Here is an 18,110-nt window from a genome sequence, read left to right as displayed (position 1 = left end):
GGATGCATCAATGACTGAATGCAAAGATGAATGGTGTATTATTTAAACTTTTATGAAAGCAGAATCACTTAAGGATCTATAAGTTCCTATTATTATCTCATAAAGCTAAAAAAACTCTATAATTCTTTAATATATTACAGTTCTATAGATATAATTTTTTCTTTTTGCTATATATTTTTCTTCATTTTCTCGATGACGATAGTGAGCATTGGCAAAATTTTTATGCGCATAAATTATAAACTTAAAAGATTATTTATCAGACAGACATTGGCTTTGAATGAAGAAATAAAGATAGAGGGGGCACAAGCTTCTTATCTTGTGCATGTTTTGCGTATGAAAGAAGGAGCAGAAATTTTACTTTTTAATGGACAGGATGGTGAGTGGCTTGCTAAACTTATCGCTATTAAGAAAAAATTTGTTGTGGTTCAGCTTATCCATCAAGAAAGATTACAAACGACGCATTCCAATCTTATTTATTGCTTTTCTCCACTCAAAAACGCGCGGTTGGATTATATGGTGCAGAAAGCTGTTGAAATGGGGGTGTCGATTTTGCAGCCTGTTATGACGCATCATACGCAGGTTACGCGTATCAATATGGCGCGTATGGAAGCCAATGTTATTGAAGCTTCTGAACAGTGTGGAATTTTATCTCTTCCTGAATGCGTCTCTGCTCTATCATTAGCAGAACTTTTAGCACGGTGGGATAAGACACAGCCTTTATTCTTTTGTGATGAAGAGCATAAATCGCATAATCCATTAGCTTCTTTTAAAAAGCGTGACGTTACAACACCTGGTATTCTTATTGGACCGGAAGGTGGCTTTAGTGAAGAAGAGCGGAGCTTTTTAAAAAAACATCCTTTTGTGGTTCCAATATCATTAGGTCCGCGTATTTTACGCGCTGACACTGCCGCTGTTGCTGCTTTGGCTCTTCTTAATGCTACCGTGGGGGATTGGGCAATGGATTGAGAAATCTGTAAAATCATTCTAAACAATTCATTTAAGATGATGATACCAATTATAGGATACGATGAGTTATGGCGCTTGATATAACTGATGAAAGTGAAATTTATAACTTAGATTCTTTGGTTAGCTATTTCCAAGGGGGGTATAAAGCAGAAGATGATTGGCGCATTGGTACAGAACATGAAAAATTTCCGTTTTATAGAGATGGTTTTCACCCTGTTCCTTATGAAGGAGAGAGGGGAATCCGAGCGCTTTTAGAGAGGATGCAAAGCGCCTTAGGATGGAAACCTATTTTAGATGAAGAGAATATTATTGGGCTCGTAGGATCCGTTGATCAGGGAGCCATTTCTTTGGAACCTGGGGGACAATTTGAATTATCTGGTGCACCATTAAAATCAGTAGGCCATACATATTACGAGTTGATGGAGCATTTAACTCTTCTCAAAAAAATTGCAGAACCATTGGGTATAGGTTTTCTAGGTCTTGGAGCTAGTCCAAAGTGGACTTTAGCTGAAACGCCGCGAATGCCTAAATCACGTTATCAGATTATGACTGATTATATGCCTAAAGTGGGGTATAATGGTCTTAATATGATGTATCGCACATCAACAGTTCAGGTTAATCTTGATTTTTCATCTGAAAGTGATATGCGGCGAAAAATGCAAGTGTCCATGAAGCTACAGTCCATTGCAACAGCATTATTTGCAAGTTCACCTTTTACAGAAGGGCGCCCAAATGGCTTTTTGTCGTGGCGTTCTGAAATTTGGCGTAATACGGATAATCAGAGGACAGGCGTTCTTCCCTTTATATTTTCTGAGCGTTTTGGTTTTGTTGATTATGTTGAATGGGCCCTTGATGTTCCAATGTATTTTGTTGTGCGTGATGGTCGTTACTATGATTGTACACACATAACGTTTCGTCAGTTTATGAATGGAGCATTAAAAGGACAAGTTGCAAATTCAATTCCAAACATGGGAGATTGGATTAATCACTTATCAACGTTATTTCCTGAAGTCCGCTTAAAAAGATTTTTAGAAATGAGGGGAGCTGATTGCGGTTCTTGGAAGCGCATTTGTGCGTTGTCGGCTTTTTGGGTTGGGCTTCTTTATGATAGGGAAGCACTTAATGAGGCAGAGGCTTTGACAAAAGATTGGTGTTTTGAAGAAGTTTTAGAGTTGCGCCAACGCGTTCCTAAAGAAGGGTTAAGAACTCCTTTTCGTCAAACTATTCTTTTAGAGTTAGCACGTCAATCTCTCGCTATTGCTCGCAAAGGCTTAAAAAATCGCAAACAGTATGATACGAATGGTTTTGATGAAACAAATTTTCTTAATCCTCTAGAAGAGGTTGTTGCAATGGGACAAACAGATGCTGAAAAATTTTTGTCCCATTACTATTCTATTTGGAATGAGTCGGTAGAACCTTTATTTTTAGAATGTGCCTATTAAATTTGAAGCAAAGATACTTCCTACTTTTTTAAAAATGCATATAACCGTGGTGGTTCATTCACTCATTTGCTCTAGAGAGCATATCCTACCTTGCTTTTAACATTTCTCATAACAGAAAGGATACAATACAAAAATCTCTTGGGCAGTGTGATTTTTATACCCAATAATATCACGATATTTCCGTAATCTTAATGTTGTCCCTTTGTACTAAAGATAGTTCATAAGAGATAAAGCTTATTATCAAACATTTTTTATTCACTTGGCTCATCTACTTATGAATAGGTCTGAAAATAATATTTTTCACTTTTAAAAGGGATAAAAAAATATAATTTGCGGTTAATAGTCAATTATTATAATTCAATATACGATGCTTATATGAAAGAGCATTTTATTATACAAAAATTATGATATCAATCTTTCAGTGCGCTAAAAAGACAGTAGAAAAAATACCGATAGATCTATGTATGTATAACTCAAGCTTATTTTTATAGAAAAAAGAAATATATTATATAAATAGATAGAAATAAAGATGATAATATATAGAATGAATGTGTTAATTACATCATTAAATATTAATAAATAAAAATATTATCTTCATAGGGTTATATGAAATTATAAGCTATTCATAGATAAGAAATAACTATTTGTATGCAAAGGGGTTATTATATTAAAATACTATTATTCTTGATAAAGATGAAAGAGATAAAGAGATTGAGCTTGTAACGAATGAGTGTTTGAATACGCATAAAAATTCAAAAAAGAACAACATTTCTATAGCAGAATAATTTTTATCAGTATGAGCGCAATTTATTATAGACGATTAATTATCTCCCATATATTGTAAATTTACTTTAAAGCTTCTTTTAATGCTTTATAACTGTACTATTCATAAAATTTATAATATTTGTAGGCTTAAAGCCTCTCATTTTAATCATATACCCTCAGTCTTTTCCATTGTTTTCATTATCTAGAAATTTGTAACCGCCTTTGTTATGCTCTCACTAGGATAAGCAGCTTTAAAGTGCATCCGTAATGGCATCACGCCTCTGTAAACCAGCTGTTGTGTTTTCTTCTGTAGAATTTGTAAATAAAAGGGACTGTTTCTCATCACGATCAGTTACAGAGATTCAACGTTTTTATAAAGATACCGTGGAAAGCATTGACCTGTATCTATTGCATCTAGATTAGGCAAATTCTTAGCTATCAACACAGAAAAAACGCTTCGTGCTCCTATGCCTATAATTTGTATTACTCTATTTTCTACTACTGGCACCATAGGGAATATATGTGGTATCTGATAAACTCCATCATTGAAGATACAACTATAATAAAGCCATTGTCGTGTAAAAGGGCGATACGAACTTTGCGTGAGGCATGCCTCTTCAAATTCAAAAACCTTCCTCTTATTAGTCCTTGCTTAACATTATAACTCCAACTTATCTTTTTTGTATCTAAAATGACAAAATTATCTACAGCACGTGCACGTGTTGTTCGATCAGCATATGAATAGGTATCGTTAAAAGTTTTACTGCGCTATTATAAAAAGCAATCATATTATTTATATTTGCTGCTCAAGCTCCGCCCTTCAATGTTTTGACAACTCTTGCATTAAGACGTTTCATAAGAGGTATTTCTACTCCTTTCTTATACATTTTTACCCATACGGACAGCCCTGCTTGTGATGTGCAAGCAAATGATTTTGATTGATTCAAGATAAACAGGTTTGAAATGAGAGAATCTTATGTGATTCGGGACTCTCATTTAATATGCAAACAGTAAATTATGACTATAAATCAACATGTTGTCTTTCAAAACCTTTTTATGACTATAAAAAGAATTTTGAAAAATAAAAAAGCTTTCATTGAGAGCAAAGAAAGAATGTATAAAAGGTATTTTCAATAAAATAATTATACTTGAAGTGCTGATCAAAGCTATTGAGAGTGCAGTCCATAAAATGAGCAGAAGTAGCTTGTTGGTGTATTTTCTAGAAAAATCATGAATGTTCGATTGTTAATTCATCTTTTCTTGGAAAGCTCGCTTCAGTTCAAATAGCAAAAGAGAGTGGTAAGGACATTTATAGGATAAGATACGCTGGAATTATTCAGTATTAAGATGCAATGAATGTTGTTTATATTTTTCTTATTTAACTATTTTATAAGAGCATAAATTTAAAGAATAAGAAAATAATTTTATTTATTTTCTTTAAACAGTTATTAGTAGATAAAAAATTCTCTTTTAATCTATAAATTAAAAAAATAATGATTTTGTAAAAGCCTTGTAAGCTTTATAGGTTAATTTTAAATATCATGCATTGATTTTGAATTATGCAGATTATTTATGTCAACCATAATAATAGTGAGCATAGACAATGACATTTAATTTTTTCGTCAATTTATTTCTATTTGTTATTTTTTTATTATTGGTTTCTCAAAGTAAGAAAATGCAATGGAGTCTTTCACTACGTGTTATGCTATGGCTTATCCTTGGCTTAATTTTTGGAAGTGTTTTGCAGTTTATTTATGGAGAGGGTGAAAGCACTTTATTGAAATCCGTTGAATGGTTTAACATTGTCGGTGAAGGCTATATTTTATTGTTGCAAATGATTGTTATGCCACTGGTTTTTATTTCTATCGTTTCAGCAGTTGCTCATTTACATTCTGTTTATGCTGTTGGAAAGATGAGTATAATAACAATTTCAATATTGCTTTTTACAACGGCTCTTTCAGCATTGGTTGGTGTGCTTGTGGTTAATTTTTTTGGATTAACAACCGAGGGTTTGGTGCATGAAGGGCAAAATGTTTCTGCTCTTCTTGAAGGTCATATTTCTAAACTTGGAGATATGAATATACCAAAGATGATTTTGTCTATGATTCCTAAAAATCCATTTGCTGAGTTGAGTGGAGCTAAACGTACGTCAATTATCAGTGTTGTTATTTTTGCGTCATTTTTAGGTGCATCGGTTCTTCTTTTAAAGAAAGATGAGCCAGAAAAAGGAGAAAAAGCGCTTTTATTTATTCAAGTGGCACAAGCTTGGATTATGCGGTTAGTCCGTATTGTGATTGCTTTGACGCCTTATGGTATTTTTGCACTTATGACGAAAGTAGGAGCAATATCGCGTATTGCAGATATTTTAAATTTACTGGTTTTTATTATTGCTTCTTATGTCGGTATTATTTTAATTTTTGGAATTCATGGTGTATTGCTTGGTATTTCTGGGATTAATCCCTTTCGTTTTTTCAAAAAGGTTTTACCAGTTTTAACATTTGCTTTTAGCAGTCGTTCAAGTGCTGCAAGTATTCCTTTGAATATTGAAGCGCAAACACAGTGGATAGGTGTACCACAATCCATTGCGAGTTTTGCAGCTTCTTTTGGGGCAACAATTGGACAAAATGGTTGTGCTGGTCTTTATCCAGCGATGCTTGCGACCATGATTGCACCCTCTATGGGTATTAATCCTCTTGATCCTACTTGGATTGCTACGCTTATTGGTGTTGTAACATTGAGTTCTATTGGTGTTGCTGGTGTGGGGGGAGGTGCTATTTTCGCTGCATTGATTGTGTTACCAATTATGGGGCTTCCTGTTACTTTGGTTGCTGTACTTATCTCTATTGAACCGCTAATTGATATGGGACGGACTGCTCTAAACGTGAGCGATTCAATGATAGCTGGAACGGTCACTAGTCAAATATTACGGACAACAGATAAAAGTATTTTAAAAAAATAATTTTAGGTTATATTTTTTTTGGCTGTAAAACATCTGTAAGAGATATTTGCGCTGAACCAGGTTGTAGGGGTTTTTGTTGGTTGGGATGAGGAGCCCAACCAGAGAGCCAGATGAAAGAAAAATGTGCACGAATACGTCCATCAGGATCACTAAATTGTTGTGCATAGATTTCAGCTGCGCGGAGAAAAAAACGTTTGGATACAGGGCGTCGTGAACGATTGATGAGTGCATTTTGCATTCCCATAGCTTTAAGATCGTGCATAAGGTCAAACATTGTATTATAACGTATTGTGATATCTTCAACGTCTGCTACAGGCAGGGCAAAGCCAACACGCTGTAAAAGAGCGCCTGCATCACGAATGTCGGCAAAAGGGTAGATCCTAGGGCTTGCTCCACCATAAATTTCACTTTCAGCTTGCAGCATGCTTTCCCGCAATTCTCTTAATGTACCAGCTCCTGCCATAACAGCAAGAAATAAGCCATCTGGTTTAAGGGTATTTTTTATCTGGCTTAGAACACCAGGGGTATCATTGGTCAATTGTAATGAAAGAAGTGAAACAATAAGGTCACAGTAACTTTGAGGTAAATCAAGAAATTCTCGATGACGTAAATAGAATTTTTTATCATGGCTTTGATAAAGCGTATCGGTTTCAATGCGTTCTATGGAACAAACTTTTCCAGATTTCATTAAAGCTTGCGCAGCAAGGTCTGTATGGCTGTGTAAATCAAGAGCTAATGTAAAGAGGCGATCAACAGTGCTAAGGCGTTTATAGAGATCTTCTGCCATGTGAGAGAGTAAAAAGTCACATCCTTTTTTTGCTTTTTGAAAGGCACGTTTTCGGAATTGTTCAATGCGGTTATGATCAAAAATTAAAGGATGCGACATATTGTGGAACACTTTCGATCTATGAAAGAATATATTTTGAAAAGGTTCATTATTTGTGCAAGCTCTGTCAAGTTTATAATATGAAAGAAAATAAATTTATAGAAGGTAAGAGTTTTTAAAGGAATTAAAATTATAAATTGAGGAAATACAAAGGAACTTTTGTTCTGAGGGAAACTTGTAAAAGCCTAAATTTATAATGTTGTATTTTCGAGAAGCGGCGTTAAATAGCGGGGATATACTAAGTAAGTTCGTTGAACGCTTGAAAACGATGCTTTATCCACCAATTTGTCCTGGATGTAAGCAAAATGTTTCTACTTATGGTACGATTTGCTCCGAATGTTGGAAAGACCTTCAATTTATCACGAAACCTTATTGTCCTGTTATGGGGACTCCTTTTGTTTGTGATATGGGGGATGGTTTTCTTAGTGGTGAAGCACTCCGTAATACTCATCCTTTTTCACGTGTTCGCTCAGTCATTGTTCATAAAGGGCTTGCACGAACTTTAGTAACGCGCTTAAAATATGGTGATCATATAGAATTGGCATCATTTATGGCCAATTGGATGATGTTTGCTGGACGCGAGGTTATTGATGATTGTGATGTTATTATTCCCATTCCATTGCATTTTCGTCGTTTTTGGGAGAGGCGTTATAATCAATCTGCTGAGCTTGCACGTTATATTGCAGCATCACAAAAAAAGCTTTTAAAACCGAGTTGGCTTGTTCGTTGTCGGCATACCCGTCCGCAGGTTAGTCTTTCTTCAAGAGAGAGAAAACTTAACGTAAAAAATGCTTTTAAGGTTTCGCATAAAGTTAAAAAATATCTCAAAGGATGTTCTGTTTTGCTGATTGATGATGTATTTACAACGGGTGCAACAGTTACAGCAGCAGCTGCTGCATTAAAAGATGCAGGTGCACGACAGGTTGATGTGCTAACATTTTCGCGTGTTCTCAAAGAAGATTCTATTTTTCCCTCTTCTTAAGAGGAATTTAAAATGAATATTATTAAAAAATATTGGAGGATAATACTATGAAAGAGATAATAATTTATACACGCCCTAACTGTCCTTATTGTACAAAAGCACGTGATTTGCTTAATAAAAAAGGCGTAAAGTATACAGATATTGATGCTTCCACATCCCTTCGCCAAGAAATGGTACAGCGTGCAAATGGACGTAATACATTTCCACAAATTTTCATAGATGATTATCACGTTGGCGGTTGTGATGATCTTTATGCTTTAGAGGCTGAGGGAAAGCTGAATTCTTTATTACAAGGCATATAATATTTGTAAATTACATATCCTTACGACCTTTTTGCGAGAAGGAGATAGTTAACACCCATGTCTTTTGAGCGATTCCAGCTGTCGTTTAAAGGGTTATAAGTAATACCTATCTCATCAATGACAGTCAGAGCGTTTTTTGATAAGAAATTTTTAAGTTCTAGAGGTTTTAGGAATTTTTTATAATCGTGGGTTCCTTTAGGAAGCCAACGTAGAATATATTCAGCGCCTACAATAGCAAGCCCCCATGCTTTCCATGTGCGGTTGAGTGTTGAGACAAACATCAACCCTTGTGGTTTCAACATTTTTGCTGTAGCTGCTATGAAGAGATTAACGTCAGCGACATGTTCAACAACTTCCATATTAAGGATAATATCAAATTTTTCTCCTTCATTGGCAAGTACTTCTGCTGTCGTCGTGCGGTAATCAATGGAAAGGTCATTTTGAGCAGCATGGGTTTTTGCGACTTCAATATTTGTTTGTGCAGCATCAACGCCTACAACCATAGCACCAAGACGTGCCATTGGTTCAGATAACAAGCCTCCTCCACAGCCAATATCAAGAATTTTCAAATTGTGAAAGGGCGTAAGTGAAGAAGGGTCACGATTAAACTCTAAACAGATTTTTTCTCTGATGTAAGCAAGGCGTGTTGGGTTAAATTGGTGAAGAGGTCGAAATTTTCCTTGTGGATTCCACCATTCTGTAGCAATACGTGAAAAGTGATCAATTTCACTTTGATCAATAGTTGTTTGTGTTTCATCGATCATGTTGCCTTCCTTTTATTTTTAATGATCAGGTCAAGTAGATTTTATACAAAGTCAAGAGAAATTAATATAATCATAATGAAACTTGCACAAATGATAGATATTCGCTATGTCGAGAAAATGGTTAGTTGATACAGCATCTAATTCTCATTACTGTTTGAGATAAGAGATGTAAAGGTAAGAGTGTTATTAATGGCGCGCATTGTCATGAAATTTGGTGGAACATCTGTAGCAAACATTGAATGTATTCATAATGTTGCACGGCATGTCAAAAGAGAGGTTGATGCAGGCAATGAGGTTGCCGTTGTCGTATCTGCGATGGCTGGTAAAACAAATGAACTTGTTCAGTGGACGAGTGATGCTTCCTCCATGCATAGAGATGCTCGTGAATATGATGTTGTGGTTGCTTCTGGTGAACAGGTTACTTCAGGATTGTTGGCTTTGACACTTCAAGAAATGGGGGTGAATGCACGTTCATGGCTTGGTTGGCAAATTCCTATTCATACAGACAATGCGCATGGCCGTGCACGTATTACTAATATTGATGGATCTTTTTTAATCGAGTGTTTTCAGGAAGGTCAGGTTGCCGTTATTGCTGGTTTTCAGGGGTTAGCTCCGGATAGCCGGATTTCTACCTTAGGGCGTGGGGGATCAGATACAAGTGCTGTTGCTATAGCCGCTGCTGTACAAGCTGATCGCTGTGATATTTATACGGATGTGGATGGTGTTTATACAACGGATCCACGTATAGAACCGAAAGCGCGTCGTTTACCAAAAGTAGCTTTTGAAGAAATGCTAGAAATGGCTTCTCTTGGTGCAAAGGTTTTACAGGTTCGTTCTGTTGAATTAGCAATGGTTCATAAGGTTCGTACCTTTGTGCGTTCAAGTTTTGAGGATCCTGATGCGTTAGGCATGGAGGATTCAATGAGTTCTTCTGGAACACTTATTTGCGATGAGGATGAAATTGTGGAACAACAAAATGTTACTGGTATTGCTTTTGCTAAAGATGAAGCACAAATTTCCCTTCGTCGGCTTGCCGATCGTCCAGGGATTTCGGCAGCAATTTTTGGTCCCTTGGCTGAAGAACGCATTAATGTTGATATGATTGTGCAAAATATTTCTGAAGATGGCTCAAAAACTGATATGACTTTTACTGTACCATCATCAGATGTAGAAAAAGCCGTTACACTTCTTGAGAAGAATCGCAAAGAAATTGGATTTGATGTTCTCCAATTTGAAGGCGATCTCGCCAAGGTATCTGTGATTGGTATTGGAATGCGTAGCCATGCAGGTGTTGCCGCTACAGCATTTAAGGCTTTGGCTGAAAAGGGTATTAACATTCAAGCAATTACGACTTCAGAAATTAAAATTTCTATTTTGATTGATAGTGCTTACACTGAACTTGCGGTTAGAACATTACATGCTGTTTATGCTCTTGATAAGGGATAAGTATTTTTTAGTTTCAACAAAGTTTCAATAACATAAAGCTTTAATATATGTTAATAATTTTTGTTAAGAACAATTTATATTTTTAACTTAAATAGAATATTTAATACAGCAAAACTCTCTCATTTTAAACTTGTTCATGATGAATTTAAAAATGGTCACTTATACATTACAAGAGAAAGATGTTTGGGTAAAAAATTGTTTAAGAAGGGATAAAAAATATGCCGTCTATAAACGTTTTAGAGCCTATAGAGAGGGATGGAGAAGTCTTTACGATAAGCCTTAATGGAATAAGGAGCAGTGCACAGTGTTTATTCAAAAGATGCATGTTGCATGAGGGACAGCCCCGTCAATACAGATTTAATATTATAAATCTTAGAGAAATTAGAGCTCATTAGATTAGTGATGGAATTACCAAAAATAAAATTGATGATGTATTTTCTATAGATGTTTAGTTTATCTTCAAATGATTGTTATGACTTTATGTGTATCTTGAAAATTTAATTTTTTCCATATTATGAGGCAATAAAAAAATCTATCTCTATAGACAATATTTATGTTTACGCTATACGTTATAAAATTACTATATCTTATGCGTTTATAGCTTCTTCAGAAGTACTTTTCATAAAATTATGTAACTATAGATCAAAATTAATGATAATGTTACAAGTGTGTTGCTTTTATTAATTAAATTTTTTTTCATGTCTATTTCTCTTTTTTGAATTATAATTAAGATTTTCAAAGTTTTTGATACCTCCATATGTTCTTTAGGTTAACTTTCTTCCTTTAACTACTCTATTATAAGTATTTTCTGTGTCATACTGCCAACCACGCATGAAATACATTCTTCCGTTTTTTCAGTATATCGTGCTAGTTTCTTTATCGTGTTTACATATTTTGCAAATGGTGGTCTTTGTAAGCAAAACTCTTCTTGTGAGAAATATAGCCATATTATTTTACTCTTTTTGTATTTTATGTGGCGTTGTATAAATTCGAAAGTCTCGGAAATATTGCTTTTTAAATTATCTGTGAAGAGTATTTTATGGTATCAAGAAATATAGAGCGAGCTCTTTAAACAAAAAGAAAATAAATATCAAATAAGAGCGGGAAAAGGGGAGAACAACGATATACATGCTCTATTTTTCCACCAATCATATGTTTTAGAATAGTCTAAATGACTAGGGTTTTCTTTTTTCCCGCGAGTTAATTACGTAAACTAGAGTGCTTCCTATGGAAGCATGCTTCAAGTTTAATTCTTTCATGGAGTGAGACAAGTGATGTGTCGATGATAAAAAACGGGAATATTTTTATCCAAAAATAATGTGCTTTTAAGAAGATAAAAATTAAAGTTGTTTAGAATACCGGCAATAAAATCAATAACGAGGAGGGTGGTTTATTGGGAAAAATAAGCCATGGAATTACTTAACTGATTATTGAACTTTGCTTATTCTTATCTTTTTCTTATTATTAAACATAAGATATTGATTTATAATAATTAAATTCTTCTTTATAGTGAATCATAGTCCCAATAAAAAACAGCTTTTCTGAAACCACGAAGCCTTTATTGAAACAATTAAAACCATTTCTGTGTATATCATGAGTGGAGCTGGTACATGAGTAAAAGATTATTGAAGAAAGGAATAAAAATATCTCTTATGATTCCTCTCGAGTGTCAAAGGTTGTTGCAACATTAGAGGCTAGTAAATAGTATGATGACGTTAGTTTTCTCCTTCATAAGTGTAAAGATGAGGCGAGACAACGGATTTTACATTAAATATCGTCCGAATCGAACAAATGGGCAAAATTACTTTTTAGAATTTCTGCATAAAAATGTATTTTCAGTTAGTTTGTTAGGAACTATGAGAAATTCCTTTATTGCGCTTAATATAAATAAATCCATATCCCAGACCGATAAGGGCAGATAAACCAGAGCCACAAAGGACTCCAATTTTTGCCGCATCAAGCAGAATAATATCTTTAAAAGCGAGCATTGAAACAAAGATAGACATTGTAAAGCCAATTCCTGCTAAAAAACCAATGAGTAAAACACCTGTCCAGGTCATATGAGGGGGTAGGCGGCATAGTCCTGATTTTACAGCTATATAACTGGCAGTGATAATACCAAGAGGCTTACCGATGAAAAGACCAATGACAACACCCAGAACAATCAAGAATGATTTGTCAGAAGAAAGATCAAAGTTTGCAAAACTTACTCCTGCATTTGCGAAGGCAAAAACTGGCATGATAACGTATGCAACCCATGGATGCAATGCTTTTTGAACACGAGTTACTGGGGCAATCATGGCCCGTTGTCCTTTGCGCATCTTTTTTAATGCTGTTGAAATATGATGCAGATCTGTTTTTGTATTTTTTTCTTGAAGAATTTGCATAGCGTTACTGAGCATGGTGAGTGGCGCTACAAGAGTACGGGTAGGAAGAACGGGAGTCATCATCCCTAAGATTACGCCAGCAAGCGATGGGTGAACGCCTGTTGCCATTAAACCCCACCAAATGATTGCACCAGGTAAAATGTAAAGCCATGCTGATGCAAGCCCGATCCACTGAAAAAATAGTACCAAAGCAATACCCGCTCCTGCAATCATTAAACCGCTAGGATCAATGTTTGTTGAGTAGAAAAAAGCAATAATAAGAACAGCGATAATATCGTCAATAATCGCTAATGATAGAAGAATAATATGAAGATTAGAAGGAATTTTTTTTCCGAGAAGAGCTAGAATACCTAGAGCAAAGGCAATATCTGTTGCTGTTGGCACAGCCCAACCGCGCATATGTCCCTCGTTAAAATTGAAGATAAAGTAAATAATTGCAGGAACACAAACGCCCCCTATTGCAGCAACAATTGGTAAGATTGCTTGTTTAAAATCGGCAAGAGCACCTTCATGAATTTCTCGTCGAATTTCCATTCCTGCGACGAGAAAGAAAATAGTCATAAGGGCATCATTAACCCAGAAATGTAAATCCCATGAAAGAGTGAAATGACCCAAATTAAAGCCAAGAGGTGTATGCCAAAAAGATTCATAGAAAGCTGCATATTTAGAATTGGCAAAAATAAGTGCAGAAGCAGCAGCTAATAAAAGAACAACACCACTAAGAGCTTCAATATGGAGAAAACGCTCGATAGCAGAAAGCGCTTGATTGGTGACACGAGAAGCGCGATTAGGCAGGCGATTTGAAGATAAACCAGACATGAACAACTCCAAGCATCGACAATTTTAGATTCTATATTCTCTGTATAAATAACTCTGTATGATACCTTCTGTATCATATAAAAGAAAAAAGAGGAATAAAGTTCTTAATTTATAGACAAGATCATCATGTTTAAAGCACAAAATGTTTAAGGCGATGCTTCATTTTTAATAGTAAGATGTACTTTACTTAAAGCCTTGGATAGATCATTTTGTAGAGCAGATTCGAGATCAACTATTGCGAGACCTTTATTATCTTTTGCTTTAATTTTCACGATCAATGTTTGTGGATTTTTAGCAAATTCTCCTAAGGATTTTGAAATTTTTTCTGCTTCGTCATGATTTTTTAGCAGAATTTTTGGGGTCTGCGTCATCATTAGATAGAAATCGTCATAAAGTTCCTTTTTAAGATCATGTTGGCTGTCATTAAGATTTTGCGCAAGATAAGAAAAAAGCTTATCAATGAAACCTGCATCAGTATATTGTATATCAATTTCATTAATGCCAAGATCTTGAGACGCAGCAATCATTATATTTTTCTGACCAGAAAAAAGCTTTTCATCAACATCAATAACCTTAGCCGAGATGTTCCCAGATCCAACGTTTTTCATATTGAAAGACATTGTATCAAGAAAGAGCATACGTTTTTTTTCATCGTAAGAAATATCAATTTTTCCTGAAACATTAAAGCGCTCAAAGTTCAGATTTTTGAAAAACTCTAAGTCTTTTTCATTCATTTTTTTAGGTAGAATGGAAAGGTTGTTGAGAGAAAGAAAAAGCTTTTTAGGGATAGGTTGTTTCCACAAACTTGGTTTGAATTGGAATGATTCGAGCGTTGCTTTCAACTGCGGTATATCAACGGTGATATTATCAACTTTGGCATCCGCTGAGGTAATGGCGAGCAGTATGTTTAGAAGAAGACCATTTTGTGCAACTTTTTCAGCGATTTTATTATTCTCTTTTCTTGCATTAAGATAAGCTTTGATTAATTTTTCAGGAGTTTGTTCAAGCGGTTTCATCTTTAAACCAGATGTTTTAAACTGCCCAAGGAAGAAAGAGCTATTTTTTTCTGCTTCTTCAAAAATATCAACACTTATATTATTCAGAGAAATGGGGCCAGTAACGGTTTTACCTTGATTGAGAGCATTGTTTTTTCCAAAAATGATAGAATAGGCATAGTTGATGTCGATATCATGGGCTTTTATTGTATCACTTTTAGCCATAAGTTGCATCTGTTTGGCACCATTTGCTACGACCGTTTTAAGATCCATATTTTTGATACTAACTGAACGGATATGGTTATTTCTAAAATCAGAAAGCTGGAAATTCTTGATCTCAACCGTTTCTGTTTGGTTATTTTTATTTTCTATAGAAAGTTGTATATTGGGAGCAATAATTGAGGAAAGCTCAATACGCATCATTGATTGTAAAAGACGTGATGTTATCGTTCTATCTTTTTCTTTTAGGGATACACTCCGAAGAGAAATTTGGGGAATTTGCACATGAATATTATTATGCTTTAAATCAACATTATAAAATGTAAAAGTTCCGGGAATAAAGGAAAGAGGAGGACGGGCAGAAATGGCACCAATTTTAAGTGATGTACCAGCTGGAACGGGTAATGTCACATTCTTCAAGTTGACTTTACCTAGAATGCTTACTTCAGATGTTTCGGCTTTTATGGCACGACGGGCTATTTCTTGTCTTACAAAACTGTCAAGATAGGGTTTTGCGATATAAAATCCACCAACAATTATAATTGCCAAGATAGCAACAAATCCAATAATGCAAGTGAGCCAATATCTGAGGTTACTTTGATACCCACTATTAAGATTGACCATTCTTTCTTCTTTCATTTTTATCACTCTGTGAATTGAGAGTGAAGATAAATTCTTTTAAGCAACGACAAAGGTTTAAATATAGCGTGTACCAGTTTCAACAATTATCTACGCTCTATATTAGAGTTATTCTCATCTTTTTTGCAATATAGCTTTATCAACTTTTATCAATTTTCTTTGGGTTCAGCACTTTATAGAAAAGCACGCATAATAAGGAGAGGTGAGTTTATGCGCATCATAATTTTTTATCACTTTAAAATTATCCTAAAATATTCCGATGTCTGCTTTTATCTTGCTGCTGTTTATAGGAATATTTAAAACATAAAAGATATGTTTTTGTTCATTATAATTTAATGGGGAGAAGTGAGTGTTATGACAGAAAATCAAATAATGGCCTTTTCGATCATTGGTCTCATGATGGTTGTTTTTATTTGGGATCGATTTCGTTATGATCTTGTTGCTATTTGTACATTATTAATAGCTTGTGTCCTTGGTCTTGTTAGCCCGAAGGAAGCGTTTAGCGGTTTTAGTAATGATATCGTTATTATCGTGGGGAGTGTGTTTGTTGTCAGTACTGCTGTATCTCGCTCTGGTATAATGGAATTTATTATTCAACGGATATGGCCCGATGTGAAATCGGTGCGTCTTCAATTAGCTTTTTTGGTTCTTTCTGTTGTCGTATTATCAATGTTTGTTAAAAACATTGGTGCTTTGGCGATTATGCTTCCGATAGCTTTTCAGTTTGCACGTCGTTCTCAGGTTTCTCCTTCTGTCTTTTTGATGCCCATGGCCTTTGGTTCTTTGTTGGGAGGGCTTATGACACAGATAGGAACATCTCCTAATGTTGTTATTTCAGCGATGCAAGAGCGTTTAGCAGGAACACCTTTTACTATGTTTGATTTTACACCAGTTGGTGCGGTTATTGCGACGGCTGGTGTTGTATATTTGGTCTGTTTTTATTGGCTTTTGCCTGTGCGTGTGCGTTCAGGTGTATCATTTGATGATGCCATTGATATCCGTAATTATGTTGCAGAAGCGCATATTCCAATAAATTCACCGATTGTGGGGAAAAATATTGTTGATTTGGTTAAGCCATCAAGTGGTGATGTTATGGTAATTCAAATTATCAGAAACAAAGTATCTATTTCACCATTACCAGATTTTGTTTTGTCTGAAAATGATATTATTTTGCTGGAAGGGTCACATACAGGGTTAGATAGCGTGATGAACTCTGCTCGTTTAGAGTTTTCTAAGGGGCGAACTATTGCTGCAGGTGATAAGGACAGTGACATTGATATTATTGAAGCAGTCATTACCCATAATTCACCTCTTATTGGTATTAGTGCGAAAGAGTTTTCCCTATTTGATCGCTATAATGTAAATTTACTTGCGTTAAGTCGTCAACATGAAAGGGTGCGGGGAAGACTTGATGATATTATTTTCCATCTTGGAGATGTGATTGTTTTGCAAGGACAGGATGCAATTATTCCCAATTTATTAAGAGAATTGAAATGCTTGCCCCTAGCAAAACGAAATATTGTGTTTGGAAATTTACGACATGGTTTCATCTCTTTAGCTGTTTTATTTATAGCAATTATTTTTACAGCTTTTCATATTGTTCCAGTTGCTTTTTCTTTCTTTTCTGCTGCTGCAGCAATGGTGATCTTTCGTGTTTTGCCCGCGCGTGATCTGTATCAGACATTAGATGGTCCAATACTCGTACTATTAGCGGCTCTTATTCCAGTGAGTGAAGCGTTAGAGAAAACAGGATGTACGGATCTCATTGGTCAATGGCTGAGCCAATTGGCAATATTTTTCCCGCCATCTGGTGCTTTAGCGCTTATGTTGGTGACAGCTATGTTGGTTACGCCATTTTTGAATAATGCAGCAACAGTGATGATGGTAGCACCAATTGCGTCAAGTTTTGCTCATTCCCTTCATTATAAGCCTGAAGCTTTTTTGATGGCTGTTGCAATTGGTGCGGGATGTGAGTTTCTTACACCTATTGGACATCAAAGTAATATGCTCGTGATGGCGCCAGGAGGATATCGTTTTAGTGATTATCCACGTTTGGGTGCTCCATTGGCGGTGTTGATCGTTATTATTGCTGTTCCAATGCTTATGTGGGTTTGGCCCTTACAATAGGATATTTTTAGAAACTTTAAGGATCAATTACAAAAGGTTGTTAATCGTATGAAGATAAGTTGAAGGGATACACTTTATATAAAGAGCTTTAACTGAAGATTTGGAATTATACCACACTTTAATCATGGCGCTTCGGTATTTTTGATACAGATAAAAATTTATTTATTGGGTTTTAAGGGACTTTCATGGAAATTTACCTTTTTTCAAGAAGTGGTTTTTCTATTATAATTCTATAATCCAATACAACCAACGATTGCGGTTGAAGACTTTAAAAGATTATCTCTCTATATAATGGGGAGAAAATCTGCTTGAGATGATAGGCAATCATGATAAATATTAAGGCAGTGAATTTTTCATAAGACTCAATATATGTAAAAGCTGTAATATGTACAAACAGGGTGCTTATATCATT

Annotated in this window: 11 protein-coding genes and 1 pseudogene; 7 read left to right on the top strand and 5 right to left on the bottom strand. The window is 35.2% G+C overall.

Annotation, left to right across the window (positions count from 1 at the left end; translation table 11 throughout):
* Positions 1-222: 222 nt before the first annotated feature.
* The gene (locus ACFILL_RS04405; protein ID WP_375631008.1) at positions 223-966 is read left to right on the top strand and encodes a 16S rRNA (uracil(1498)-N(3))-methyltransferase; all 744 of its coding nucleotides are present in this window, start codon (positions 223-225) and stop codon (positions 964-966) included.
* A gap of 68 nt (positions 967-1,034) precedes the next feature.
* Entirely contained in the window at positions 1,035-2,408 is a 1,374-nt protein-coding gene (locus tag ACFILL_RS04400; RefSeq protein WP_273790385.1) for a glutamate--cysteine ligase, read from the top strand.
* A gap of 985 nt (positions 2,409-3,393) precedes the next feature.
* On the opposite strand, the pseudogene ACFILL_RS04395 reads toward ACFILL_RS04400, so the two are convergent.
* Positions 3,394-3,979 (bottom strand): annotated as a pseudogene (locus ACFILL_RS04395) (type ISP restriction/modification enzyme); the annotation flags it as partial.
* A 797-nt stretch (positions 3,980-4,776) separates the two neighbouring features.
* On the opposite strand from ACFILL_RS04395, the gene ACFILL_RS04390 reads away from it, so the two are divergent.
* Positions 4,777-6,132 carry an L-cystine transporter gene (locus ACFILL_RS04390; RefSeq protein ID WP_375637515.1) on the top strand — a complete coding sequence of 452 codons (1,356 nt, stop codon included), beginning with the start codon at positions 4,777-4,779 and terminating at the stop codon, positions 6,130-6,132.
* Positions 6,133-6,139: 7 nt separating this feature from the next.
* Here the strand turns inward: ACFILL_RS04390 and ACFILL_RS04385 are convergent, their stop codons facing one another.
* On the bottom strand, positions 6,140-7,018 hold the full coding sequence (locus ACFILL_RS04385) for a methyltransferase (protein ID WP_375643341.1): 879 nt from the start codon (positions 7,016-7,018) through the stop codon (positions 6,140-6,142).
* Between the two features lie 196 nt (positions 7,019-7,214).
* On the opposite strand from ACFILL_RS04385, the gene ACFILL_RS04380 reads away from it, so the two are divergent.
* Both ACFILL_RS04380 and grxC read left to right on the top strand, forming a co-directional pair.
* Positions 7,215-8,000 carry a ComF family protein gene (locus ACFILL_RS04380; protein ID WP_273790388.1) on the top strand — a complete coding sequence of 262 codons (786 nt, stop codon included), beginning with the start codon at positions 7,215-7,217 and terminating at the stop codon, positions 7,998-8,000.
* A 47-nt stretch (positions 8,001-8,047) separates the two neighbouring features.
* Entirely contained in the window at positions 8,048-8,302 is a 255-nt protein-coding gene (gene grxC, locus ACFILL_RS04375; RefSeq protein WP_273790389.1) for a glutaredoxin 3, read from the top strand.
* Between the two features lie 20 nt (positions 8,303-8,322).
* Here grxC and ubiG read toward each other — a convergent pair whose 3' ends face one another.
* Positions 8,323-9,066, bottom strand: a complete 744-nt coding sequence (gene ubiG / locus ACFILL_RS04370) for a bifunctional 2-polyprenyl-6-hydroxyphenol methylase/3-demethylubiquinol 3-O-methyltransferase UbiG (RefSeq protein WP_273790390.1) — start codon at positions 9,064-9,066, stop codon at positions 8,323-8,325.
* Positions 9,067-9,255: 189 nt separating this feature from the next.
* Here ubiG and ACFILL_RS04365 point away from each other — a divergent pair, with 189 nt between their 5' ends.
* A complete protein-coding gene (locus tag ACFILL_RS04365) occupies positions 9,256-10,512 on the top strand; it encodes an aspartate kinase (protein WP_273790391.1) in 1,257 nt (418 codons plus the stop codon).
* A gap of 1,847 nt (positions 10,513-12,359) precedes the next feature.
* Here the strand turns inward: ACFILL_RS04365 and nhaA are convergent.
* Together nhaA and ACFILL_RS04355 are read right to left on the bottom strand one after the other, a co-directional pair.
* A complete protein-coding gene (gene nhaA, locus ACFILL_RS04360) occupies positions 12,360-13,718 on the bottom strand; it encodes a Na+/H+ antiporter NhaA (protein ID WP_273790392.1) in 1,359 nt (452 codons plus the stop codon).
* Positions 13,719-13,864: 146 nt separating this feature from the next.
* Positions 13,865-15,571 (bottom strand): hypothetical protein, encoded by a 1,707-nt coding sequence (locus ACFILL_RS04355; RefSeq protein ID WP_375643342.1) that lies wholly within the window; start codon positions 15,569-15,571, stop codon positions 13,865-13,867.
* A 354-nt stretch (positions 15,572-15,925) separates the two neighbouring features.
* On the opposite strand from ACFILL_RS04355, the gene ACFILL_RS04350 reads away from it, so the two are divergent.
* Positions 15,926-17,698, top strand: coding sequence for an SLC13 family permease (locus tag ACFILL_RS04350; RefSeq protein WP_375643343.1), 1,773 nt, complete (start codon positions 15,926-15,928; stop codon positions 17,696-17,698).
* Positions 17,699-18,110 lie beyond the last annotated feature (412 nt).

This window comes from Bartonella sp. AP20NXHL (assembly GCF_042196165.1).
GTDB lineage: Bacteria > Pseudomonadota > Alphaproteobacteria > Rhizobiales > Rhizobiaceae > Bartonella.
This window is presented reverse-complemented; position numbering and strand designations above follow the sequence as displayed.

What these genes read in the sequence shown, in the direction of transcription:
- ACFILL_RS04405 (WP_375631008.1), top strand. Translation starts at nt 223, where the DNA reads ATGCGCATAAATTATAAACTTAAAAGATTATTTATCAGACAGACATTG.
- ACFILL_RS04400 (WP_273790385.1), top strand. Translation starts at nt 1,035, where the DNA reads ATGGCGCTTGATATAACTGATGAAAGTGAAATTTATAACTTAGATTCT.
- ACFILL_RS04390 (WP_375637515.1), top strand. Translation starts at nt 4,777, where the DNA reads ATGACATTTAATTTTTTCGTCAATTTATTTCTATTTGTTATTTTTTTA.
- ACFILL_RS04385 (WP_375643341.1), bottom strand. Translation starts at nt 7,018, where the DNA reads ATGTCGCATCCTTTAATTTTTGATCATAACCGCATTGAACAATTCCGA.
- ACFILL_RS04380 (WP_273790388.1), top strand. Translation starts at nt 7,215, where the DNA reads ATGTTGTATTTTCGAGAAGCGGCGTTAAATAGCGGGGATATACTAAGT.
- grxC (WP_273790389.1), top strand. Translation starts at nt 8,048, where the DNA reads ATGAAAGAGATAATAATTTATACACGCCCTAACTGTCCTTATTGTACA.
- ubiG (WP_273790390.1), bottom strand. Translation starts at nt 9,066, where the DNA reads ATGATCGATGAAACACAAACAACTATTGATCAAAGTGAAATTGATCAC.
- ACFILL_RS04365 (WP_273790391.1), top strand. Translation starts at nt 9,256, where the DNA reads ATGGCGCGCATTGTCATGAAATTTGGTGGAACATCTGTAGCAAACATT.
- nhaA (WP_273790392.1), bottom strand. Translation starts at nt 13,718, where the DNA reads ATGTCTGGTTTATCTTCAAATCGCCTGCCTAATCGCGCTTCTCGTGTC.
- ACFILL_RS04355 (WP_375643342.1), bottom strand. Translation starts at nt 15,571, where the DNA reads ATGAAAGAAGAAAGAATGGTCAATCTTAATAGTGGGTATCAAAGTAAC.
- ACFILL_RS04350 (WP_375643343.1), top strand. Translation starts at nt 15,926, where the DNA reads ATGACAGAAAATCAAATAATGGCCTTTTCGATCATTGGTCTCATGATG.